Genomic DNA, 22,607 nt, shown 5'->3' with positions numbered 1-22,607 from the left:
GCGAGGGCGACGGGGGTTGCCCGGCGGATGCGACCATGGCGCCCCGACATCCGGCGTTCGGGCCGGGACCGGACATGGGTAGCGTCGCGGTAGCCCGAACGGGTCACGGACGGGTGACGGACGAGCGCACAGGGGGAGAGCGGGACATGCACGTGCACGTGGAGCTGCCCGAGGAGCTCGACGTGGAGGAGTACCGGCTCCGGAACGCGCGGGGCGAGATTCCGGACCACACCCCCTACGGCCTGCACCACATCGGCGACGACGGCGACGTCGTCACGTTCCGCCACCCGGCCCGCGGGGCGGTCGCCTACGCGTCGCGCAAGGTCCGCAACCGGCTCGACGGGTACGAGGCCGTGACCGCGCTGACCGGCGCCGTCCAGCGTCGCGGCGCGGACGCGCTGCTGTGCATGGACGAGCGCACCGGGGTGCCGGCGCTCTACACTTCGCCGCGCCGTCCCGTGGTCACCGGCATCGGCTGGCTGGAGCGGCCCGACCTGCTCGGCCGCTCCGAGCGCCTCGCCACGACGCGGGCGCTCAAGCGGGCGGCCGGGATGTTCAGCCAGTCCCCGGGCGTCGTCCCGATCCTGCGCGAGCACTGGGACGTCGACCCCGGCCGGGTGCACGGCGTGACCCTCGGGATCGACCCCGACTTCTACCCCGAGCAGCCGTGGGACGACCGCGACCCCGGCGGCGTGACGATCACCAGCGTCGGCGACGACCGCAACCGCGACCACGGCACGCTGGTGGCCGCCGTCGAGCAGGTGCGGGCGGGCGGGGTGCCCGCGTGGCTGGAGCTCGCGACGACGATCCCGGTCACCCTCGCGCCCGACGCCGGGGTGGTGCACGCCCGCCGGATGAACGCCGCGATGCGCGGGCTCTACCGGCGTTCGACGGTGGTCGCGATCGCGCTGCGCTCCAACCCGGTCGGTGCGGGCCTCACGGTCGCGCTGGAGGGGCTGGCCAGCGGCCGACCCGTCGTCGCGACCGACAACCCGGGCATGGACCACTACGTCGACCACGGCCGGACCGGCCTGCTAGTCCCGCCGGACGACCCGGCCGCGATGGCCGCCGCCATCGGCGAGCTGCTCTCCGACCCGGAGCGGGCGGCCGCGATGGGCGCGGCGGGCCGCAAGGACGTCGAGACCCGGTTCACCTCCGCGCACATGGCGCGCGAGCTCGCCGACATCGTCCGCGGCGTCCTGTAGGACCTTCCCGACGCCGGGTGGCGCGGCCACCCGGCGTCGGGCGTTCTAGGACGCGACGAGCGCGCGACCGGCGTCGGTCGCGACCATCTCCACGCCGTCGAGGAGGTCCTCGCCGCGCATGGCCCGCAGGTAGGCGGCGCGCAGGCGCGCGAGCACGCCGTCGACCGGGAACGTGAACCCGTCGATCTCGGAGACGAGCGTCAGCTCCGAGATCGTGCCCGCGATCCCGACCTCCTGGGCGGCCAGCAGCTCGGTCCGGTCGATCGGGCGCCGCACGAGGCGCAGGCCGTCGCGGCGGCAGATCCGCTCGAGGATGCGGACCGTCAGGCTGTCCAGCGCCCCCTCCGACGACGGCGGCACCACGACCTCGTCGTCGAGCAGCGCGACCACGCAGGCCCCGGTGGCCTCCGCGACGCGGCCCTCGCGGTTGAGCAGGATCGCGTCGTCGTACCCGAGGCGGCGCGCCTCGATCCGCGCGAGGCGGGCGACGACGTAGTTCGCGCTGCTCTTCACCCGGGTCGGCAGGTCGACGTCGGTGCCGCGGCGCCAGGTGGAGACGCCGAGGCGCATCGGCTCGCCGGACTCCTTCTGCTGGGTGAACGCGGTGATGACCAGCGACGCGTGCGTGCCCTCGCCCCAGTGGCCCTCGGTGACGTAGAGGGTGGGGCGGAACCAGAGGTCCCGCTCGCGGACGAGGAGCTCGGCGGCGAGCTGCTCGAGACGGCGCAGGAACTCCGGGTAGTCGAACTCCACGGGGATGTGGAAGAGCTTCGCCGACCGGAGCAGCCGCTCGTAGTGCTCGCGCGGGGTCCGCAGCGAGAAGGTCTCGCTGGCCGGGTCCCAGTAACCCTTGACGCCCTCGAAGACCGACAGTGCCCGGGTGAGGGCCTCGGCGGAGATGTGGATCCGGACGTCGGAGTAGGGCACGAGCTGTCCGTCGACCGACGCCCACGGCGGGGTCTGCAGCTGGGAGAGCGACGCGATGTGCGCCATGTGTCGTATTCCTTCCCGAATGAACCACCGCAGGAAGACGTTCGGTGATCGAATCGTCCTGATCGTCCGGACCCGGAAGGCCTTTCGGGTACCTCGATGGACCCGACCGGACAACCCATGACTACCGTGCGACGTCTCGGTAGCCAGAAGGTTCCCCCGCAGTGGGGAGAACCCGGCGCGAAGGGGGCCGACGTGACCAACGTTCTCTCGAATCCGTCGTTCGACGACGCGACGCGACGCGACCACCTCTACTCCGGTGACGTGATGGTCTACGGCGCGACGCCGGCGACCCTCGCGCTCGTCCAGTTCACCCGGGAACTGGTGGAGGAGGCGTTCGCGGGCTGCGGGGCGGGCGGGCTGAACCCCGAGCTCGCGCAGTACGAGATGGACGTCCGGGAGTTCGCGGCGCTGCTCGCCGAGCTCAAGCCCCGGTTCATCCACCACCCGCGGTGCAAGGAGCTGCTGCCGGCCATCCTCGAGGAGCGTGGCTGCGACCTGGAGCGCACGTACTTCGACGTGCCGCGGCTGCGCACCTCGACCTCGGACGACTACCTGACGACGGGCATCGCGTTCGCGTTCCACCCGCACCGCGACACCTGGTACTCGGCGCCGATGTGTCAGACGAACTGGTGGATGCCGGTCTACCCGGTGTCGGCGGACAACGTCATGGCGTTCCACCCGAAGTACATGACCCAGGGCCTGAAGAACGGGTCCCGTCGCTACGACTACGACGCGTGGAACCGGACGAGCCGGTTCAGCGCCGCCTCGCAGATCGGCACCGACACCCGCGACCAGCCGACGCCCGAGGAGCCCGTCGAGCTCGACCCGCAGGTCCGCGTGGTGCCCGAGGTCGGCGGAATGATGGTGTTCTCCGGCAACCAGCTGCACTCGTCGGTGCCCAACACCTCCGGGCGCACCCGGTTCTCGATCGACTTCCGCGTCGTCGACATCGACGACGTCGAGGCGCACCGCGGTTCGCGCAACGTCGACTCGGAGTGCTCCGGGACCTCGCTGCGGGACTTCCGGCGCTGCTCGGACCTCGCGCCGATGCCCGAGGAGCTGGCCGCGCAGTACGACGGACGGGCGGTCGTCGGGGTCTGAGACCCGCCCGCCCGCCCGTCCGGCGGGGACGTCAGCGGCGCCGCGGCGCCGCGTGGGTGCGCAGGGCCGGCGCGACCGGCCGGCCCTCGAGCAGGCCCGCCGTCGAGCCGTGCTCGATCGCCTTGCGGTAGGTGGGCAGGGCGTCGGCGACGGCCTGCACCGTCTGGTCGACGTCGGCGTCGGTGTGCGCCGCCGACACGACGAACGACTGCCCGAGCACCCCGCCGCGCAGCAGCTCGGCGAGGAAGAGCGTCCGGTACTCCTGCGAGGGCAGCCCGTCCGGGCCGCGGGTGAGGAACACCAGGCAGTTCGGGTGCCCCGCCACGCGCAGGTGGTCCTGCAGCCCCTCGGCCTCGATGGCGGCGTTCGCGCCCACGGCGAGGCGCTCCCCCGCGTGGCGCATGGCGCCGACCGGGTCGCCGGTGCGGTAGGCCGCCACCACCGCGCGGAAGGCGGTGAGCCCCACCGTCTCCGGGCCGTTCGTGGTGGAGAGCAGGAAGACCCGGGCGGCGTCGGTGGCGAGACCGCCGAGCTCCATCAGGTCGCGCTTGCCGGCGAGGGCGGCGATCGGGAAGCCGTTGCCCATCGCCTTGCCCCACGTCGACAGGTCGGGCACGACCCCGTGGACCTCCTGCGCCCCGCCGGCCGCCCAGCGGAACCCGGTGATCATCTCGTCGAAGACGAGGACCGTGCCCTCGGCCGTGCACAGCTCGCGGACCGCGGCCAGGAAGCCGGGCTCGGGGGCGACGAGGCCGGTGGCGGCCTCCATGAACACCGCGGCGATCCGGCCCGGGTGGGCGGCGAAGAGCGCGCGCAGCGAGTCGACGTCGTTGAACCCGAAGCGCACGGTCGTCCCGCGCGTCGCGGCCGGGATGCCGGCGTGCATGCCGGTGGTGCCGATGAACCAGTCGTCGACCGAGAAGAACGGCTGATCGGCGACCGCGACCAGGTCGCGTCCGGTGGCGGCCCGCGCGAGCTTCAGCGCCGCGGTCGTCGCGTCGGAGCCGTTCTTCGCGAACTTCACCATGTCCGCACCCGGGACGGTCGCGAGGAAGTCCTCGGCGGCCGCGACCTCGAGCGTGGAGGGGCGGGTGAAGCTGACCCCGCGACCCAGGACGTCGCGCACCGCGTCGAGGACCGGCGCGTACGCGTGCCCGAGCGTGACGGCCCGCAGTCCCATGCCGTACTCGACGAACTCGTTGCCGTCCGCGTCCCACACCCGGGCGCCGAGACCCCGCTCGATGATCGGCGCCATGCCCTCGGGGTACTGGTCGTCGCCGCGGGCGTAGGTGTGCGCGCCACCGGGGACCATCGCGTGCAGGCGGTCCGCCAGGGCGTTCGACCGGCTGAAGTCGGGGGCGGGTCTCTCCAAGGGAGCACCTCCAGGTCGCGGGGCAGCGGACCGCGTCGTCGGCTACGAACCGTGGTCGGGCGTCGGGACGGGCGGACGCCATCGTCCGCTACCGGATCGTCGGGGAGGGCACCGGGGTCGCGGATCGTTCCGTCCCGGATCGCCCGGAACGTCCGGAAAACCGGGGTCCCGTGACGGGTCCTCCGGAGGGGGAACGTCCGGGACGGGTCGCGGTGACGCCGGTCTCCGGCCCGGTCCGGATGTACGGTCCGTCACTCCGGAGGCCGACGAAGTCGGACGTTTCGGCCGTCCCGGGCGTGGCTCCCCCGGACGATGAGGCGGCCCGACGGCACCCGGTCGCGGTCACGACCCCGCGTGCGGCCGGAGGGTGTACCCCGGGGTGGGACCGTGATCCCCCGACCGTGATTGCGCAGAACGGCTTCCCAGAATGGTTCACATGGCGGAGCGAGGTTCCTGCGGTACGACCAACGACCGTGGTGCATCCGAGGACGGCGGCCCGGTGACGGGGTCGTCGGGATCCCCAGGAGTGCGTCGGGTCGTCGCCCTGCGTCCGACCCGTCGGCCGTCCGGGCCCGTGCCCGCCTGGGCCGAGCCCGGCGCGACGGGGGCCTGGACGCCGTCGTCGGAGCCGTCCGGGTCGTCGGCGTCGTCGTCGTCGTCGTCGTCGTCGTCGGAGTCGTTCCCGGACGTGGAGCCGCTCGTGCCGTTCGGTGCGGCCCTGCCCTTCGAGCCCGACCCGGAGGCCGCGGCCTTCCTCAACGCGCCCCGGCGTCCCCTGGCCTTCTACGTGGCGCCGTTCGGGACCCCGCCGTTCGGCAACCCGCCCCCGGCGCGCCCGTCCCTCGCCGGCCCGGTCGGCGGCCCCCTCGGAGGAGCCCCCGAGTGGGGCCCGGCGTACCCGGCCGGCGCCTGACGCGGCTCCTGCGGCCCGGGCCGTCGTGCCCGGGCCCGCGTCCCCGGGCATGATCCGGCGGTGACCTCCCTCGCGGGCCTGGTCGACCGGTTCACCGCGTCGCTGCGGTCGAGCGGCCCCTACCGGGCTCCCGACGAGGTCGAGCGCGCCACCGCCGACGCCCTCGCCGCGGCGATCGCCGACGGCTCCGGCCCCGCCGACGTCGAGCGCCTCGCCGCCGCCCTCGGGTTCACGACGACGAGCGTGGCCGGACGGGTCGCGCTGGTCGCGGACCCGCAGAGCCCGCGCGCGTGGGGACTGGTCGTGCTGCCGCGGGTGCCGCCCGGCGTGCTCGTCGAGGTGCCGCACCCGGCGGCGGACCTGCGTACCGAGCAGATCGGGGTCGCGGTGGCCGAGGGGCTCGACGACGCGCTCTACCTGCAGGCGGGCGCGCACCGCGCCGCGGGGGCGCCGGCCGACGCCCGGCGGCGGTCGGACTGCCCGGCGGACGTGGCGCACCGCCCGGACTCCGTGTTCGCCCGCCTCGCGGCCGGGCTCGTCGTCCGGCTGGGTCTGCCCCAGGTGCAGCTGCACGGGTTCGCCGACCGGCCGGACCTCGATGCCGTCGTCTCGCCCGGAGCGGCCACGGGCTCGGTGGTGCTGGAGGAGACGGTGGCGCGCCTGACGGCGTCCGGGGAGCGCGTGCGGCGTGGCGGCGAGCCGGGCTGCGAGGACCTCTCCGGCACCCGCAACGTGCAGGGTCGCCTGGCGGCCCGGCACGGCACGGTGTTCGTCCACCTGGAGCTCTCGCGCTCGATGCGGCGCTCGGCCCGTCGTCGGGAACTCGTGGCGGAGGCGGTGACCGCGGCCGTGAGGTCGGCCACCTAGGGTGGACGGCCATGGGCAACCGGCTTCTCGTGCTCGGCTGGCACAACATCGACCCGACGCCCGGGTTCCCCGATCCGCCCGGCGTGGGCCGTCTCGGGTTCGCCAAGCAGCTCCGGATGCTGTCGCGGTTCGCGAACGTGCTGCCGCTGCAGACCGCGCTGGGGCTGATCGAGGCCGGGGAGCCGCTCCCGTCCCGCGCCGTCGTGCTCACCTTCGACGACGGGTACCGCGACAACCTCGAGCTCGGCGTGCCGATGCTGGAGCGCCACGGCCTGCCCGCGACGTTCTTCCTGGTGCCCGGCTTCCTCTCCGGGACGGTCGGCGCCTGGTGGGAGGACCTGTCGGCGGCGTTCGACGGGGCGCGGGCCGCGTCGCTGGAGTTCGACGGCACGATCCACCCGCTGTCGACGCCGGCCGAGCGGGAGACCGCGCACGCCGCCGTCCGGGCGTCGCTGAAGACGCTGGACCACGCGTCGCGGGTCGCCGAGGTCGCGCGGGTGTCGGAGCTGCTCGCGCCCGCCACGTCCTCGGTGGGCGAGGGGCTGTTCATGGACTGGTCGGGCGCGAAGTCGCTGCTCGCGGCCGGGCACGAGATCGGCTCGCACACCGTGTCGCACGCGATCCTGGAGCGCGAGACCGAGCCGGGGCAGCGGGTCGAGATGGGGGAGTCGCGTGCGGCCCTCGAGTCGGGCCTCGGGATCACCGTCGACACCCTGGCGTTCCCCAACGGCTCGGCGTCGGACTACTCGGACGTGACCACCCGCGTCGCCCGGGACCTCGGCTACCGGTGCGCCATCACGACGACGGCCGGCCTCGCCTCGGGGGGCGACTCGCCCTACGAGATGCGCCGCGTGATCGTCACGCCGACGACCGACCTGACCAGCGTGGCCGAGAAGGGCTGGCGCAAGGCGAAGGGCCTCGTGAGCCGTCGCCTGGCGCGCCGCTAGCTCGGCCTCCGTGGCAGGAAAGCGTCGTTGCTGTCATCCAGTGGCAGGAACGCCGCATCCTCGACCGCGGTTCAGCCGGCCGACGGCAGGTCCGGCCGCCACGTGACCTCGGCCGGCGGCAGTGCCGCGGCGACCCGGCGGGCGTCGAGCACGTCCCGGTGCAGGCCGTCGGGATCGAGGCGGAGCCGGTTCGGGCGGATGCCGATCACGTGGAGACCGGCCGACCGGTAGGCCCGGTGCTGTCGCTCGGTCTCGATGACCTGGTCCGGCGTCATGAAGTGGTGCTCGGTCGAGTCGACCTGGCCCACGAGGCCGATCTCCGCGTCGAAGACGTCCGCGATCCCGACGAAGCGGCCGCGGACGTCGAGGATCGCGACGTTGAACAAGGCCTCGCCCAGCTCGGGGCGCGCGAGCCACCACTCGCGGACCGCGAACTCGGCCGGCGACCGCACGCCGGCGGCGATCGCCCGGAGGACGGAGCGCGGCACCGCGCTGCCCCGCCGGCAGCCGGCGTCGAGCTCGGTCTCGAGGGCCTCGCGGGACACCATGCGTCGCTGCACGGGCTCGGTGAGCACGGCCGCGACGTCGGACCGGTCGGTGAGCCGACGCGTGGCGTCGAGCACGCATCGGCCGATCGGCGCCACGGGGAGACCGTCGATCACGACGGGCGGGAGGAGGCGGGTCGTCCGCTCGACGAGCACGTGGCGGACGCTGCGGACCTGGCGCTCGCCCGGGATCAGCACGTGGACGTCGTCGGGAACCGTGCCCCGACGCAGGCCGTGGAGCCGGGCGGCGTCCAGGCCGGTGATCTGGGCGCCTCGACCTCCGTGGAGGAGGGCGGCCCGGAGGCGTTGCGGGCGCGTGGGGACACCTGTGGCCAGGAGGACGACGCCGGGTGCGAGCAGGCGCCACGGCCCGCCGGATCGACATCGTCGGTAGACCGTCGTCTCGGGGACCCCGAGCCGGATGAGCTCGACGACCGCGATGACGTCGTCGTCGGCGAAGGTGCGGAGGTAGGCGAGGTCGTCGGCGTGCGGGTTGCGGCGCATGCCCGTCACGGTGGCGCCGGGGTCGGCGCGCCGTCGATCACGCCGTCGGAGCCTGTGGATGACCGGGGGTCCCGATGCCGGTGGGGACCGACGACGACGGCGGACGGACCAGTGTCGGTCCGTCCGCCGTCGTCGAGCCCGTCGTCAGGAAGCGGCGGAGCTGCTACTGGATGACAGCAACGACGCTTTCCTGCCACGAAGGGGGGTCAGCGCTTGATGCGGAAGATCCCCCACGACAGCTGACCGGACTGGCCGCCGTTGACCCAGTTGCGCAGGCCGGTCTTCATGTTCGAGATGTACTCGTCGGAGATCTTCCCGGCGAACGCCTGCTCGGCCTTCTCGAGCTCCGCCAGGACCCGCCCGTAGTGGGTCGTGAGCTGGTCGGTGTGGTCGTCGAAGGCGTAGTCGTTGAAGCCGTTCCTCGCGAACGCGTCCCGGTAGAACCCGGGCGAGCCCAGGCTGTCCAGGTGTAGGCGGGCGAGGATCGGCGTCAGGGCCGAGACGTCGGCGCCGTCGGCGGCCATCGGGTCGGTGAACACGACCTGACCGGTCGGCACGAGCACGCGGGCGATCTCGGCGACCACCGTCGAGCGCTCGCCGGAGTGCAGGAACGCGTCCTGCGACCACACGAGGTCGTAGGCGTTGTCCTGGATAGGCATGCTCTCGAAGGAGCCGTCCACGACGTCGACGAGGTGGTCGAGACCCTGCTCGCGGGTCTTCTCCCGGTTCCGCTCGTTCTCGACCTCGGAGAGGTTCAGGCACGTCACCCGGCAGCCGTACTTCCGCGCCAGGTGCCGGGCCGCCCCTCCGTAGCCGGCGCCCATGTCGAGGACGCGGGTCTCGGCGGTGATGCCCGCCGTCTCCGCCATCCGCTCGACGGTGCGGGCGGAGGCCGGGGCGATGGCCTCGTCGGGGGTCTCGTAGAGCCCGACGTGGATGTCCTCGCCGCCCCAGACCTCGTGGTAGAAGGTGTCGGCGTCCTCGGAGTTGTAGTAGTCGCGCGCGGTGTGGACCGCGCTCGAGTACGACTCGGAGAGCTCGTCGTCGGTGCGGTACGTCTTCTCGGCCACGTGAATCCAGAAGTCCGGGGTGTCCTGTCCGTAGGTGTCCTGGAAGTCGCCGTAGGTGTCGATCTTCTGGAACCCGACCTCGCGCATCAACCGCCGCACGTACTCCTTGCGCAGCGGGAACATGTTCAGGTGGTACACGGATCCGTCGTCGTGGAACGTGTACCGGAAGCGGGCGAGGCCCTCGTCCAGGTACTCCGGCTCCGCCGTGACCGTGTCACCGCTGTAGTAGTACTTGTGCTTCGACGAGAACCCGTCGTCCAGGATCGAGTCGTAGTTGCGCTGATCGAGGATCAGCACGCCGTCGTGCGAGAGCATCGCGTAGAACTCGGCGAGCGCCTTGCGGCGGTCGCGCTCGGAGAACAGGTGCGTGAACGAGTTCCCGAGGCAGATGATCGCGTCGTACTCGCCGTGCACGTCGCGGTTGAGCCAACGCCAGTCGGCCTGGACCACGCGCAGCACGTGCCCGCGCTCGCGGCCGTTGGCGAAGGCCCGGGCGAGCATCTCGGCGCTGCCGTCCGCCGAGACCGTCTCGAACCCCGCCTCCAGGAGCTGCACCGAGTTGAAGCCGGTACCGGTGGCCACGTCGAGGACCTTCTCGACACCCCGCGCGCGGAGCTGGTCGATGAAGAACGTGCCCTCGCTCGCGGCGCGTCCCTCCCAGCCGATGTAGTCGTCCCACTTGTCGACGAATCCCTTGATGTACTCGTCCTGGTAGTGGTTCGTGTCGCGTACCTCGGCGGGGTTGTCGCCGAAATCCTGGTGCACCTCGGCCTCGGTGTACTCCTCGAGGCCAGCCGCGGTGTCGGGGCTCCGGTCTGCGGCTGTGGTCATGTGGTGGTCCTCCGGACGTCGTGCTCGGCTCGCTTCCAACGGGGCTTCCGGAGAGGAGACGCTAGAGCGGTTCGACCACGATGGACACAGTCGGCGACCACGCTCCGTGTCGGAAGCGATCAAGTGAACCGGTCAGGAATGCCCGCCGCTGGGCCGATCAGCCCTGTTGGGACGGGCCGTCCGCCGTGCAACGGTCAGGTTGCCAGGGCGTGAAGAGATACCGGTCACGTTAGCCGAGCAGGTCGATCGGGAAGCTGACGTGCTTCACGCCGACGGTTCGACGATGACCTTCCGGTTCGTCGACGCGGGACCGGGCAGCTGCTTGCCGCCGGGGCCGACGTCGTTGACGTAGCCCGGGAACTGGCTGCCCACACCTCGGGTCGTGATCTGGTCCGCCGAGGCGCCCAGCGAGACGAGCAGCCCCTTCACCGCCTCGGCGCGGCGCGTGGACAGATCCACCTGGGACGCGGGGGTACCGGCCCGGGCCGTGGTGCCGGTGAGCGCGATGCTGCGGGTGGGCGACTGCTTGAGGAAGTCCGCGAACGGGGCGAGCACGCCCCGTGCGGCGTTCTCGTCGCGGAAGTCGGCGGTGTCCGGCCGGAAGCCCACCGACCCGTCGTCGGGAAGGGCGGTGGCCTTGCCCGGGGTGATGGTGGGCGGCGGCGGCAGGTCGACCACGGAGACCGGCGGGACGTCCGACGGGGCGTCCCCCGACCGGGGCTCGTCGACGACCGCGACGCAGGACGCGCCGCCGGCCTCGACGATGCCCTTCCACAGCGCCACCAGCGAGGCGCGCTGCGAGGTGTCCAGCGGCCCCTGGGGCGCCGCGACGTCCCCGATCCCGGCCAGGATCACCGTGGCCCCGTTCAGGGCGGGCAGGGCCTTCGCGTCGCGCAACGAGGAGACGACGTCGGCGACCGGCGCGTCGAGCAGCCCCTGGGTGCGGAAGTCGAGCGGGGCGACGGTGGAGAGCCCGGAGTCGACGAGCACGACCGTGCCGGGCCGTGTGCCCTGCACCGAGCGCCCGGCCAGGGTCAGGGCGCCGAGCGTGTCGGCCTCCGGGGTCTGCGCCCGCAGCGTCGGGATGGCGTTGCCGAGGCCGGAGAGGAAGGCGTTCTGGTCGTCCTGGGCGGCGATCGCGTTGCCCGCGTCGGTGCGGTAGGTGTCGCTCCCGGCCACGCTGGGCCGGCCGTCGACGTTCACGACGGTGAACTTCGGCTGCACCTTCTGGTCCGAGGCCCCCGCGACGACGGAGATCGCCGCCTGCTGCACCGGGCCCGGCAGGGAGGGCTCCGGCTCGTTGGCGCGCCCGCCGATCGCGATGGCCATCGGCCCGACCGGCACCGGGCACGACAGCGGGGCACCCCCGCCGCCGCTGCTGCCGAAGCCGCCCGAGGAGTCGTCCGAGGAGCACGCGCCGAGCGCGAGTGCGGCGACCGTGGCGATCGTGGCGAGTGCGGACAGACGCCGCAGGGTCACGAAGAGTCTCCGTTCGGGGTGGAGGCGCGGTGGTGGCCGTTGGTGCCGTGCCGCCGGCCGTTCACGACGGCGGGTGCCGGCGCGCGGTGCGCGGGCGGATCCTGACGGACCGGCGGCCGGGCCTCGCGGCCGGGCTCGATCGCGCGCGCCGGTGTGAACAACGGGTAGGGCGCGGAGTTGGTGAGGCCGTCGGTCACCGACGGGTTCTGCATCTTCGAGGCCATGAGGTTGCGGGCGTAGTTCTGCAGCTCCAGCATCTCCGCGGCCACCTGCTGGCGGGCGGCGACCCAGCGCTGCTCCTCGCGGTCACGCTCGTTCTGCTGCTGGCGCAGGGCCTCCCGGGAGCGCTCCAGCTCCGCGCGGCTCGCCCGCTCCGCGGCCGTGGCCTCCTCGAGACGGCGCTCGGCCCGGCGCAGCGCACCGGCCACCGGGTTGAACGACACGAAGGTCGCGACCATCGCCGCGACCCCGCTGGCGAGGAAGAGCGCGCCGAAGAGCATCGCCGGCAGCACGGCCGAGGCGTCGAGCGCGGACGACGAGCTCGACCCGAACCCGCCCCCGGAACCGAAGCCGCCGCCCGACCCGAAGCCCCCGCCGGAGCCGAACCCGCCGCCGGAGCCGAAGCCCGATCCCGACGACGAGCCGAACGGGTTCGAGGAGGTCGACGACGGCGTCAGGAGCCGGGTCACGAACGACGCGATGCCGAGCACGAGCCAGACGACGAAGGCGGCGACGGTGAGGAGCACCGAGGCGCGCGGGTCGCCGCACCGGCGCCGGGCGAGGCCCTGGCCGACGAGGTGGGCGAGCCCGACCGAGGCGGCCGCGAACCCGACGGTGCCGATGACGATGAGGAACGTCGACCCGCGGAACACCCGGGCGAGCACGACGTAGAAGGCGGCGATGTCACCGCCGATCGCGAGCACGATGATGCCGAGCGCGAGGTAGTCCTCCCGCGACCGGTTGATCAGCATCGTCGAGTCGCGGTACGAGCCGACGGTGCCGGGCCGCGGGCCGCGGCGCCACGGGAGGCGGGACGACGGGGTCGTGCTCATCGGGTCTCCTGCTCGGTGGCGGCGTCCTCGACGGCCGGGCCGGTGGGACGGGACGCGGTCCGCACCCGCAACGGACTCGTCAGCGGCTCGTCGTCCGGCACGCCGGGCCGCCGGACAGCGAGGGCCTGGCGCGCCGCGCGGGGCCCGCGGGAGGCGGTGCGGCGTGGGTCGTCGGCCACCGTGTCGTCGTCCTCGGCCACGCCGGGGCGGACGGCGGGACCGCGCGGGGTCTCCATGAGCCGGTCGCGGGCGTCGGCGTAGTCGCTGCGGGCGATCTCCAGGGCGCGCCGGTCCCGCTCGTGGGTGGCCTCGGCGTCGGCGAGCTGCTGGCGGGCGCCGCCGACCAGCCGGTCGATCACGGCGTGGTGGTCGGCGTGCTCGGAGTCGATGCGGGCGAGCCAGCCCGACGCCCAGGACGCGATCAGCGGGTCGAGGGCGGCGCCGGTGCCCTCGTCGACGGCGTTCGGCAACAGGTCGTTGACCAGGGCGCGGACGCGGCCGCGCGCGGCGGCGACGTCGGGGGAGGCCTGGTTCGGGTAGGGCATCGGCCCGACCCGGTCCTCGGCGTAGACCTGCGAGAACCGCTTCTCCTCGGGCGTGCCGGGGGCGCGCAGGCCCGGGCGAGCCGGGGTGTCCGGGGCGCCGGTGACCCGGTGCGTCGGGGTCCGGTCCGGCGCCGGCGTCGCGGGGTCCGGCCGGCGCCGACGCAACCACTGGAACATCAGGACTCCTCGGACGGGCGGTCGGACGGGGTGGCGGCGGCTCCGGCCTCGGCCTCGAACACCCAGCCGGGGATGCGGGGGTGCTGGGCCACGAGCCAGGGACCGATGGCGTCGCCGCGCGGGTGGTGGCGCACGAGGTGGCGCTCGTAGGCCGAGATGCGGGCCATCGCCTGCGCGTGCAGGCGGCGGACCCGGGTGGCGCCGACGATCTCGCGGGCCCGGATCGCCGCGTGCACCCGCGCGAGCTCCTCGCGGGCGGCCGCGCCGGTCCGCTGCAGCCGCGTGATCTCGTCGACCATCGGCCGGCGCAGCGCCTCGTACTCCCGGGCCCGGCGCGCCCGCACCACGTCGTCGGCGGTGAGCGACTCGCCGCCGCGGCGCAGGTCGAGCTGGTCGCGGTCGAGCAGGACCGGCCACGACGCGACCCGCTCCTCGGCCCGGCGCCACGCGTGCTCGGTCTCGGCGATCCGCACCCCGAGCGTGGCCACGCTCTCGAGCAGCGGGGCGAGCTCGACGTCGAGCCGCAGCCGCTCCCGGTGGCTCCGGGCCAGGAAGTCCTGGGCGAGCTCCTCGAGCGTCGGCGTCCCGGACGACCCGCTCGGCAGCCCGGCCCGGCCGTCCGCGCGGGCCCGGCGCCAGTCGGCGAGCCGGTTGGCCAGCGTGTAGGTCGGCAGACCCGTCGAGCCGTCGGGCGGGGGGATGCGGGGGCCCGGCGCGGGAGCGGGGGCAAGGCCGGTCGGGGCGGCCGGGCGCGGCGGTCCGTCGGGTGGGCGCGGGGCGGGGGCGCCGGTCACCGGGGTGCCCGCGGCGGGGGTGCCCGGCTCGGGGCCACGACCGCCGGCGGGGCCGCCGTGGGGACCGGACGGGGGACCCACGTGACGCGGCGGGGGCGGCGCCGACCGGCTCATGGGGCCTCCTGCTCGCGGCCCACCGGAGCCTCGCCGGGGGCCTTCGGAGCCGGACGGCCTCCGCGCGCCGTCACGACGGGGTCCTCGCGCCGGACCCTCCGAGGGGGGAGTGTAGGAGGCGGCTGCGCGCGGGCGTCCTACGCGGGTGCCCGCTACCCCGTCCGGCCGAGCGCGCCGCCATCCGACACACGCGGGTCGACACGCCGATGATCACGTCACTCGACGGTGTGAAAGTCGCGAGCGTTTCCCAGGGCTCGATGTGGTGGTCGCATGTCCTCCGACCAGCGCAATTCCTCCCATACGCAGCAAATGGCTGCGAGACGAAGGAGTTAATGATTGGGCTGAACGGTCGATGCTTACATCGTGCAGAACGTGATGGACGGTCTGGAGGACGCGCTGGCCCCGCACCCCGCTCTCCGCGGGGTCGAGGAGCACCGGCCGAACGATCTCCTGGTGGCGGCGCGCAGCACCGAGCTGGTGGACGTGGTGGACGACGAGGTCGTCGCCGCGGTCGCCCGCGAGGTCTCCCGCGCGACCCACGAGCTCGCCGAGCGCCCGCCCGAGCCGGAGGACACCGACACCCGTGCGCCCGTGGACCTCGAGGTGGTGATCCCGGCCTACAACGAGTCCGGGCGCCTCCCCGCGACCCTCGCCGCGATGGTCGCCTTCCTCTCCGAGCAGCCCTGGACCTCCCGCATCGTCGTCGTCGACAACGGCAGCGTCGACGACACCGCGGCGGGCGTGCTCAACGTGACCGGGCGGGCGTGCAACGTCGCCACCGGGTGGTGCGTCGAGGCGGTCGCCATCGGGTGCTCGCAGGCCGGCAAGGGCGCCGCGGTGATCCGCGGCCTGCGGACCAGCAAGTCACGCGTCGTGGGGTTCACCGACGCCGACCTCTCCACCCCGCTCGAGACCTTCCTGCCCGTCATGGCCGCCCTCGAGGACGGCGCGGCGGCCGCCATCGCGTCGCGGCACGCCCCCGGCGCGTCGATCGCCGGGAAGCAGCCGCTGGGTCGGCGGCTCGGCGGCACCGCCTTCCGCATGCTGTCCCGGCCCCTGGTGCCGGGCATCCACGACACCCAGTGCGGCTTCAAGTTCTTCGACCGCGAGGCCGTGCAGAGCGCGCTGTGGAAGTGCCGCTCCACCGGCTTCGCCTTCGACATCGAGCTCCTGCGCCACGTGCGCGACGACGGCGGGCGCATCGCCGAGGTCCCCGTCACCTGGACCGACACCGCCGGCTCGACGCTGCGCCCGGTGCGCGACGGCGTGGCCGCCTTCGGCGCGGTGGCGAAGCTGCACCGCCAGCTGAACCGCGGCACCGCCGCCCCCGCCCTCCCCGGACGTCGTCCGTCCGCCCTGACCACGCCCTGACCACGACCGCTTTCGGGAGCGCACCGTGACCACCACCCTGCCCACCCCCGGGGAGACCCTGCCGCCGGTGCGGCTGGTCCCGGTCCTCGGGCGTGCGACCGCGCAGCTCGCCGGCTGCCGCGTGCTCGTCCTCAACTGGCGCGACGTCCGGCACTCGCAGGCCGGCGGCGCGGAGGCGTACGCCCACCAGATCTCGAAGCGCTGGGTCGAGGCCGGCGTGCACGTCACCTGGCTGACCGCCCGGGACGCCGGGCAGAGCGCCCGCGACGAGATCGACGGCATCGAGATCCTGCGTGCCGGCGCCACGATGGGGGTCTACGCCCGGACCGCGATCCGGCTGCTGCGCGGGAGCCTGCGTCAGCGCTTCGACGCGGTGGTGGACTGCCAGAACGGCATCCCGTTCTTCTCGCCGCTGTTCACCCGGAACACGGTCCCGATCGTCCAGCTGGTCCACCACGTCCACCAGGACCAGTTCTCGACGCGGTTCGGCCCCGGTGGGGCCCTCGTCGGGCGGCTCCTCGAGGGGCGCGTCGCCCGGAGGGTCTACGCGGGCAGGCGGACCGTCGCGGTCTCGGCGTCCACCCGCCAGGAGCTGCGGCGGCGCCTGAAGTTCGACGGGCCCATCGACGTCGTCCCCAACGGCATGAACACCACGATCACCTCGGGGACCCGGCGCCGCGCGGAGAAGCCGACCATCGTCCTGACCAGCCGGCTGGTCCCGCACAAGCGCGTGGACCTGCTGCTGCACGCGGTGTCGGCCGCCCTGCCCGACGTGCCCGACCTGCAGGTCGAGATCATCGGCGACGGCCCCGAGCTGACCACACTGCGTCGGATGGCCGTCGAGCTCGGTCTCGGCCGGGTCGTGCGCTTCCACGGCCGCCTCCCCGACGCCGAGCGCGACGCGCTCATGGAGTCGGCGTGGATGACCACGTCCACCTCGGACGGCGAGGGCTGGGGCCTGGTCGTGCTCGAGGGCGCCGCCGCCGGCGTGCCGTGCCTCGCCATCCGGACGACGGGCATCCGCGACTCCGTCCTCGACGGCGTCACCGGGTGGCTCGTCGACGGCATCGACGACTTCGCGGCGGTCCTGCCCCGCACCATGGCCGAACTGGCCGACCCCGCCCGCGCCGACGAGGTCGCCGACGCGTGCCGCACCTGGGCCGGCTGCTTCTCCTGGGAGCGCTCGGCCGAGCTGCTCGCGGGCTCGGTGCTCTCCGAGATGCGCGCGTTCCGCCGCCCCGCGACCGAGGCCGCCCTCTCCCCGGCCGACCGGTCCGCGCTGCACCGCGCCGCGACCCGGCGTCGGGCGCGCTCGGACATGACGGTGCTGGCCCGCTTCAGCCACCCGGACCCGGCGGAGGCCGCCGCGGCCCTGCGCCTGACCGACGAGGTGTCGATCTGCCTCGGCCGCAACCGGGTCCTCGCCCTGCTGCGCGGCTGCGACGAGGTCGACGCGCTCGGCGTGATCGGGCGGCTCGGCGCGCAGGAGCCCTACGTCCGGCTCGCCAGCCGGCCGGAGCTCCTCGGCGGCCCGGCCATCGTCGGGATCGCCCGCGGGGAGACCCGGTCCTCGGACGTCGTCCCGCGGCGATGAGCGCGCCGGTCGGGGGGAGCTCCGTGGTCGGTGGTCCGGTCGTCACGGACACCCTCGCCGACAGGAAGGCGTCGTTGCCGGCGTCCGGTGACAGCGACGACGCTCTCCTGCCACCGGAGGGGGAGCACGCCGACGACCGCGCCACCGGCGGCACCGCCACCCTGCTGTCCGCGTCCGGCGGGATGGTCGGGCTGCTGAGCTACGCGGTCACCCTGGTGATGGCACACCTGCTCGACGCGCCCGCCTACACCGCGTTCGCCGCGGCCGTCGCCGTGGTCGGCACCGCCGGCGTCGCCTCGGCGGCGCTCATCCCGTTCCCGCTCGCCCACGTGGTGCGGGCCCACCCGGCGCACGCGCCCGAGCGTCGGGCCGCCACGGCCTTCGCCGTCGGGGTGTCGGTGCTCGTCGGGTTCGTCGCGGCCGTCGTCCTCGCGCTCGTCGTCGGGCCCGTCTCCGACATCCCCACCGCCCTGGCGGCCGCGGTCTCCGGGCTCGCGCTGTTCGCGATCGCCCCGGTGTGGGGCCACCTGCAGGGCGAGTCCCGCTTCGTCCGGTACGCGGCCCTGACCGTCGGCGAGGTCGCCGTGCGGCTGGTCGCGAGCGTCGTCGCCGTGGTCGTGGGCGCCGGCGCCTGGGGTGCGGTCGGCGGCTTCGCCGTCGGTGCGCTGGCCGTGCTCGCCGTCTCGCTCACCCCCGCGACCGGCCCGTTCCGCGGGCTGTCGGTCCCCACCGTCCTGGGCGCCCTGCGCGACCGGGCCCGCTGGGCCGAGACCGGTGGCGTCGCCGCCACCCAGGCCGTGCTCTCCGCCCTCGCCGCCGCGGACGCCGTGGTCGTCGCCCTGGTCGTCACCGACGCCACGGCCGCCGCCGGCTACCAGGCGGTCTCCACGCTGGCCAAGGCGCCGGTCTACGTCGCCGTCGGCACGGCCCTGGTCAGCTTCCCGGTGCTGCGCGTCGCCCACGGCCGGGACCGGGACCTGCGCCTGCGCGAGGCCCTCGCCTCCTTCGTCAAGCTCGTCGTCCCCGCCGCCGCGGTCGTCGCGACGGTGCCCACGGCCCTCGTCGGGATCGTCCTGCCCGAGCGGTACCTGCCCTCGGTGTCGCTGCTGCCGGTGCTCGCGCTCATGGGCGTCGGGCTCGGGACGACGACGGTGCTCGCCACGCTGCTCCTCGCGGTCCGGGCCCGCCGCGCGCTCGCCGCGTCGCTGGCCGCCGCCGTCGCGGCCTTCGCGGCCGGGCTCGCCCTCGGCGCGTCCGGGATCCTCGCCGGCCTCCCGGGCGTGCCCGCCGACCCGGCCGGTCCGCTCGCGGCCGGCGCCGCCGCCGGAGCCGTCGTCGGCGCGGTCGCGGTCGCGCTCCTGGGCGCCGGGCACCGGCCCCGCCGGATCGCTCCCGGCCCCGGCCTGGCGCGCGCCGCCGCCGTCGGCGTGGTGTACGCGGTGCTGGCGACCGTGGTGCTCGCCGCCGCCCGCCCCTCGGTCGCGCTCTGGCTCGTCGCGGTGGTCGTGCTCGGCCTCGGCCTCGTCGGGCTCCCCGTCCTCGGCCGGCGCATCGCGCCGGGCCCGGACGCCGCCCTCGCGCCGCCCGACCGGGAGCACGGCGCCCTGCACGTGCTGCACCTCGCCTTCGAGGACCCCGCCATGCCCGGCTCGGGCGGCGGCGCCCTGCGCACCGCCGAGATCGACCGTCGACTCGCCGCCGCCGGACACCACGTCACCGTCCTCACCGGCCGCTTCCCCGGCGCCGAGGACCGGGTGGAGCGCCACGGCCACGGCACCGTGCACTGGGTGCACCCGCACGTCGGCCGCGGGCGGACCCGGCTCACCCGGCTGCTGCCCTACATGGCCGCCGCGTTCCTCGCGGCCCGCCGCGCCGGTCGCCGGCACCCGGGTGACGAGGCCGGGCCGGGCCCGGTCGACCTCGCTGTCGAGGACTTCTTCGCGCCCATCTCGTCGATGGCGATCCCGCGCTGGACGCGGCGACCCGTCGTCGGGGTGGTGCAGTGGCTCAACGCCAAGGAGAAGGCGGCGCAGTACCACCTGCCCGTGCACTGGGTGGAGCGCTGGGCGGTGCGCACGCACCGTCGCATCGTCGCGGTCTCGCACGGGGTCGGCGCGGCCACGCAGGCGCTCAGCCCGGAGGCCGAGGTCGCGGTGATCGGCAACGGCGTCGACCCGGTCGCCTTCACCGTGCCGCCCGCCCCGGTCGCGAGCCGCCGCGACGTGGTCTACGTCGGCCGGCTCGAGATCGCGCAGAAGGGCCTCGACCTGCTGCTCGAGGCCTGGGCCGTGGCCGCCGACCGGATCCCCGGCTGCCTGCTGCTGGCCGGCACCGGGCCGGACGAGGACGCCCTGCGCGAGCGTGCCCGCGAGCTCGGGGTCGCCGACCGCGTCCGCTTCCTCGGCTGGGTCGCCGGCCGGGACAAGTCCGAGCTGGTCGCGTCGGCCCGCATCGCCGCCGTCCCCTCGCGCTTCGAGACCTTCGGCATCGTCGCGGCCGAGGCGCTCGCCGTCGGCACGCCCGTGGTCGCCTACGACATCGACTGCCTGCGCGAGGTCGTGCCCGCGGAGGGCGGCGTGCTGGTCCCGACGGCGGGTGGCTTCGACGCCCGCGCCTACGCCGACGCGCTGGTCGACGTCTGGCACGACGAGCCGCGCTGCGCGGTCGTCGCGCGCCGCGGACCGGAGCTGGCGCGCGTCCACGACTGGGACGCGCTCGCCGCGACCCAGGACGCCTTCTACCGCCGGGTGGTCGCCGAGAGCCGGGGAGGGGCGTGACCGACAGCTCCGTGCCGCTGGTCCGGCTCCGGCGTGACCCCCGACGGGTCCGGACGGCGGGTCCCGACGGCCGGTGGGGTCGCTCCGACGCGCTCGGCTGGGGCCCGCCCTCCGCGGTCGACCCCCAGCCCTCCGCGCTCCGCGCCGACGGCGGCGCAGCGACGCACCGGGTGAGGTCGCCGCGGCACGCACCCGCCGACGACGACGGTGCGGCGCGCCGCTCCCGCGCCCGGAACGGCTACCGCGTCGACCCCGACCGGCAGGACACCGACCCGACCGGATTCGAGCCTGCGCACCGGCCCTCGCGCCGTCCCGCGCACCGGCCCGCGCACCGTCCCGCCCCCGGCGGGCGGCACGCGGGCGGCGATCCGGTGGACGCGACCGGCCCGCTGCCCACCGGCCCGCTGCCCACCGGCCCGCTGCCCACCGGCCCGCTGCCGTCGGGTCGCGGCGGCCGGCACCGCGCCGGGTCCACGCCCGGCGGCACGGCCACCGGGCCGCTCCCGCGCCCCCGGCACCGTCGACGTCGGCTCCCGCCCGGAGCCGCCCCGCCGCTGGGGCGCGTCCTCGTCACGGCGCCCGGGCCGACCCGCGCGCGCCCGGGCGGGATCGCCGGCCTCGAGTGGCGGGTCCGCGACCTGCTCGCGGTGCTCGGCACCTTCCTGCTGCTGCACCGCCCGACGGCGGGCCTCGTCCGCCGCTTCTCCCGGGAGCCCGGCGCCCCGCTGACCGGGGTCCTCTACGGCGCGCGGCCCTTCGGCGGCGCCCTGCCGGGTCGCCGCCCCGGACTGGTGTTCGTCCTCGCGAGCCTCGTGCTCGTCGCGGTCGCAGCGGTGCTGCGCGGCTACGACCAGCACTCGGCCTACGAGCTGTTCATGGACGAGGTGCAGTACGCCGACGTCGCGAACTCCTTCGCCGAGGGCAACGGCCCGCAGCTGTTCGACGCGCCGTTCTTCCTGCACCCGCCGCTGGCCTTCCTGTACTTCAGCCGCTTCATCTCGGCGCCGCAGACGAGCATGACCGTCGAGTTCGTGCTCTCGCTGCGCCCGGCGAACCTGCTCTTCGCCGCGGCGAACACCGCGCTCGTCGTCGCCTGCGCCCGCCGGGTCGTCCCCCGGTGGGCGGCCCTCGTCGCCGGCGCGTTCTACGCCCTCGACCCGTTCGTCATCCGCTTCGACAGCCGCCTGATGCTCGAGGCGCCGATGCTCTTCGGGGTCCTCGCCGGGCTGCTGTGCCTGCTCCTCGCGGCCGAGTCGCCGACCGGGCGCCGCCGGTGGGTGCTGCTCGTCGCCGGCGGGCTGTTGTGGGGCCTCGCGATCACGACGAAGACGAACGCGGGCCTCGTGACCGGCCTCCCGCTGCTGATCATGCTGGTGTTCTCGTGGGGCCTGCGCCGCCGGGAGGCGGCCACGGTGTTCGGCTGCGAGCTCGGGTTCTACTTCTGCTACGTGCTCTGGACCGTCGTCACCGGCCGCTTCCCGGGGTGGGCGGAGCAGACCTTCGGCGGGGTCCTACGGGCTGTCGGGCTGGTCAAGGAGACCGGCTTCAGCTCGGCGAACTCCCCCTCCTTCTCCAGCCGGATCGTCGCGAACCTCAGCCTCACCGGCACGTCGTACGTGCTGATCGGGGCGGCCTCGATCTTCGCCGCCTGGTTCGTGCTCCTGTCCTGGCGCTCGCTGCGGCTGCGCGGCGAGCCGGGCGACCGCTTCGCCGACCCGCGCGACCTCGGCGGTCGGGTCCGGGCTCCGGGCGAGGCCGCCCTGGCGCTCATCGCGTGCTGGATCGCCGGCGTGCTGGGGGCGATCACCTACACCTTCGGGCTCGGCGAGGTCGAGGAGCAGACCTTCTACCTGCTCGCCGTGCCGCTGTCGGTGGTCGCGGGCCTGCTGGTGACCCGCCTCGCCCGGGCGCGCCGCTGGCTGTCGGTGGTCGGCCTCGCCCTGGTGGCGCTGGTCCTCGCCGGGTCGGCCGGGATCTGGTGGAACATCCGCTCCCAGACCGACGACACCTACAGCGCCTTCTCGGCCTGGCTGTTCGCGAACGTCGACCCCAAGACCACCCACATCGCCCTCGGCGAGCACACCGCGCAGTTCGTGATGCCGGGCTACGGCGTGTTCCCGCTGGTCACCCTCGCCGACGCCCGCGCCTCGAACTCCCGGTACGGCGTCGTCTCCACGCAGCTCTCCGCGCTCGGCCTCGCCGACGTGACCCCGCAGACCATCGCCGAGCTCGACCGCCGCTACCCGGTGGTCTTCCTCGCCCACGGCCGCACCGCGGGCGATCTCAAGGTCTACGACTTCGGCCGGCCGCTCGACGGCTCGGCACCCATCGGACTCGGACCCCAAGGCTAGGAGCG

Annotated in this window: 17 protein-coding genes; 9 read left to right on the top strand and 8 right to left on the bottom strand. The window is 74.8% G+C overall.

Features of this window, described 5'->3' with window-relative positions; genetic code table 11:
- The first annotated feature begins 146 nt into the window (after positions 1-146).
- Entirely contained in the window at positions 147-1,205 is a 1,059-nt protein-coding gene (locus QSK00_RS01020; RefSeq protein WP_285586562.1) for a glycosyltransferase family 4 protein, read from the top strand.
- Between the two features lie 45 nt (positions 1,206-1,250).
- Here the strand turns inward: QSK00_RS01020 and QSK00_RS01015 are convergent, their stop codons facing one another.
- Complete coding sequence (locus QSK00_RS01015; RefSeq protein WP_285586560.1) at positions 1,251-2,198, bottom strand: aminotransferase class IV; 948 nt, start codon at positions 2,196-2,198, stop codon at positions 1,251-1,253.
- Positions 2,199-2,390: 192 nt separating this feature from the next.
- Here QSK00_RS01015 and QSK00_RS01010 point away from each other — a divergent pair, with 192 nt between their 5' ends.
- Positions 2,391-3,299 (top strand): phytanoyl-CoA dioxygenase family protein, encoded by a 909-nt coding sequence (locus QSK00_RS01010; RefSeq protein ID WP_285586558.1) that lies wholly within the window; start codon positions 2,391-2,393, stop codon positions 3,297-3,299.
- 31 nt (positions 3,300-3,330) lie between these two features.
- On the opposite strand, the gene QSK00_RS01005 is transcribed toward QSK00_RS01010, so the two are convergent.
- Positions 3,331-4,671 (bottom strand): glutamate-1-semialdehyde 2,1-aminomutase, encoded by a 1,341-nt coding sequence (locus QSK00_RS01005; protein WP_285586556.1) that lies wholly within the window; start codon positions 4,669-4,671, stop codon positions 3,331-3,333.
- A 574-nt stretch (positions 4,672-5,245) separates the two neighbouring features.
- On the opposite strand from QSK00_RS01005, the gene QSK00_RS01000 reads away from it, so the two are divergent.
- From QSK00_RS01000 to QSK00_RS00990, 3 genes are read left to right on the top strand one after another with little or no spacing between them, the layout of a single operon-like run.
- Positions 5,246-5,584: a hypothetical protein gene (locus tag QSK00_RS01000; protein ID WP_285586553.1), complete on the top strand. Its 339-nt coding sequence runs from the start codon at positions 5,246-5,248 to the stop codon at positions 5,582-5,584.
- Between the two features lie 60 nt (positions 5,585-5,644).
- Entirely contained in the window at positions 5,645-6,451 is an 807-nt protein-coding gene (locus QSK00_RS00995) for a hypothetical protein (RefSeq protein ID WP_285586551.1), read from the top strand.
- Positions 6,452-6,462: 11 nt separating this feature from the next.
- A complete protein-coding gene (locus QSK00_RS00990; RefSeq protein WP_285586549.1) occupies positions 6,463-7,398 on the top strand; it encodes a polysaccharide deacetylase family protein in 936 nt (311 codons plus the stop codon).
- A 71-nt stretch (positions 7,399-7,469) separates the two neighbouring features.
- Here QSK00_RS00990 and QSK00_RS00985 read toward each other — a convergent pair whose 3' ends face one another.
- The 6 genes from QSK00_RS00985 to QSK00_RS00960 form a co-directional block, all read right to left on the bottom strand.
- Positions 7,470-8,447, bottom strand: a complete 978-nt coding sequence (locus QSK00_RS00985) for a hypothetical protein (RefSeq protein WP_285586547.1) — start codon at positions 8,445-8,447, stop codon at positions 7,470-7,472.
- A gap of 206 nt (positions 8,448-8,653) precedes the next feature.
- Positions 8,654-10,348, bottom strand: a complete 1,695-nt coding sequence (locus QSK00_RS00980; protein WP_285586545.1) for a glycine/sarcosine N-methyltransferase — start codon at positions 10,346-10,348, stop codon at positions 8,654-8,656.
- Between the two features lie 264 nt (positions 10,349-10,612).
- Positions 10,613-11,827, bottom strand: a complete 1,215-nt coding sequence (locus tag QSK00_RS00975; RefSeq protein ID WP_285586542.1) for an OmpA family protein — start codon at positions 11,825-11,827, stop codon at positions 10,613-10,615.
- On the bottom strand, positions 11,824-12,879 hold the full coding sequence (locus tag QSK00_RS00970; protein ID WP_285586540.1) for a hypothetical protein: 1,056 nt from the start codon (positions 12,877-12,879) through the stop codon (positions 11,824-11,826). Before QSK00_RS00970 ends, QSK00_RS00975 begins: the two co-directional genes overlap by 4 nt.
- On the bottom strand, positions 12,876-13,601 hold the full coding sequence (locus QSK00_RS00965) for a hypothetical protein (RefSeq protein WP_285586538.1): 726 nt from the start codon (positions 13,599-13,601) through the stop codon (positions 12,876-12,878). The genes QSK00_RS00970 and QSK00_RS00965 overlap by 4 nt, the downstream gene beginning before the upstream one ends.
- The gene (locus QSK00_RS00960; RefSeq protein WP_285586536.1) at positions 13,601-14,509 is read right to left on the bottom strand and encodes a hypothetical protein; all 909 of its coding nucleotides are present in this window, start codon (positions 14,507-14,509) and stop codon (positions 13,601-13,603) included. Before QSK00_RS00960 ends, QSK00_RS00965 begins: the two co-directional genes overlap by 1 nt.
- 363 nt (positions 14,510-14,872) lie before the next feature.
- Here QSK00_RS00960 and QSK00_RS00955 point away from each other — a divergent pair, with 363 nt between their 5' ends.
- The 4 genes from QSK00_RS00955 to QSK00_RS00940 are packed head-to-tail and all read left to right on the top strand — an operon-like array spanning position 14,873 to position 22,602.
- Positions 14,873-15,880 (top strand): glycosyltransferase, encoded by a 1,008-nt coding sequence (locus tag QSK00_RS00955; protein ID WP_285586534.1) that lies wholly within the window; start codon positions 14,873-14,875, stop codon positions 15,878-15,880.
- Positions 15,881-15,905: 25 nt separating this feature from the next.
- A complete protein-coding gene (locus QSK00_RS00950) occupies positions 15,906-17,474 on the top strand; it encodes a glycosyltransferase family 4 protein (RefSeq protein ID WP_285586533.1) in 1,569 nt (522 codons plus the stop codon).
- Between the two features lie 23 nt (positions 17,475-17,497).
- The gene (locus QSK00_RS00945; protein ID WP_285586531.1) at positions 17,498-20,251 is read left to right on the top strand and encodes a glycosyltransferase family 4 protein; all 2,754 of its coding nucleotides are present in this window, start codon (positions 17,498-17,500) and stop codon (positions 20,249-20,251) included.
- The gene (locus QSK00_RS00940; RefSeq protein ID WP_285586529.1) at positions 20,248-22,602 is read left to right on the top strand and encodes an ArnT family glycosyltransferase; all 2,355 of its coding nucleotides are present in this window, start codon (positions 20,248-20,250) and stop codon (positions 22,600-22,602) included. The genes QSK00_RS00945 and QSK00_RS00940 overlap by 4 nt, the downstream gene beginning before the upstream one ends.
- The last annotated feature ends 5 nt before the right edge of the window (positions 22,603-22,607 follow it).

This window comes from Actinomycetospora sp. NBRC 106378 (assembly GCF_030269685.1).
Classification (GTDB): domain Bacteria; phylum Actinomycetota; class Actinomycetes; order Mycobacteriales; family Pseudonocardiaceae; genus Actinomycetospora.
Note: the sequence above shows the minus strand (reverse complement) of the source record. Positions and strands in the feature narration are given on the sequence as shown.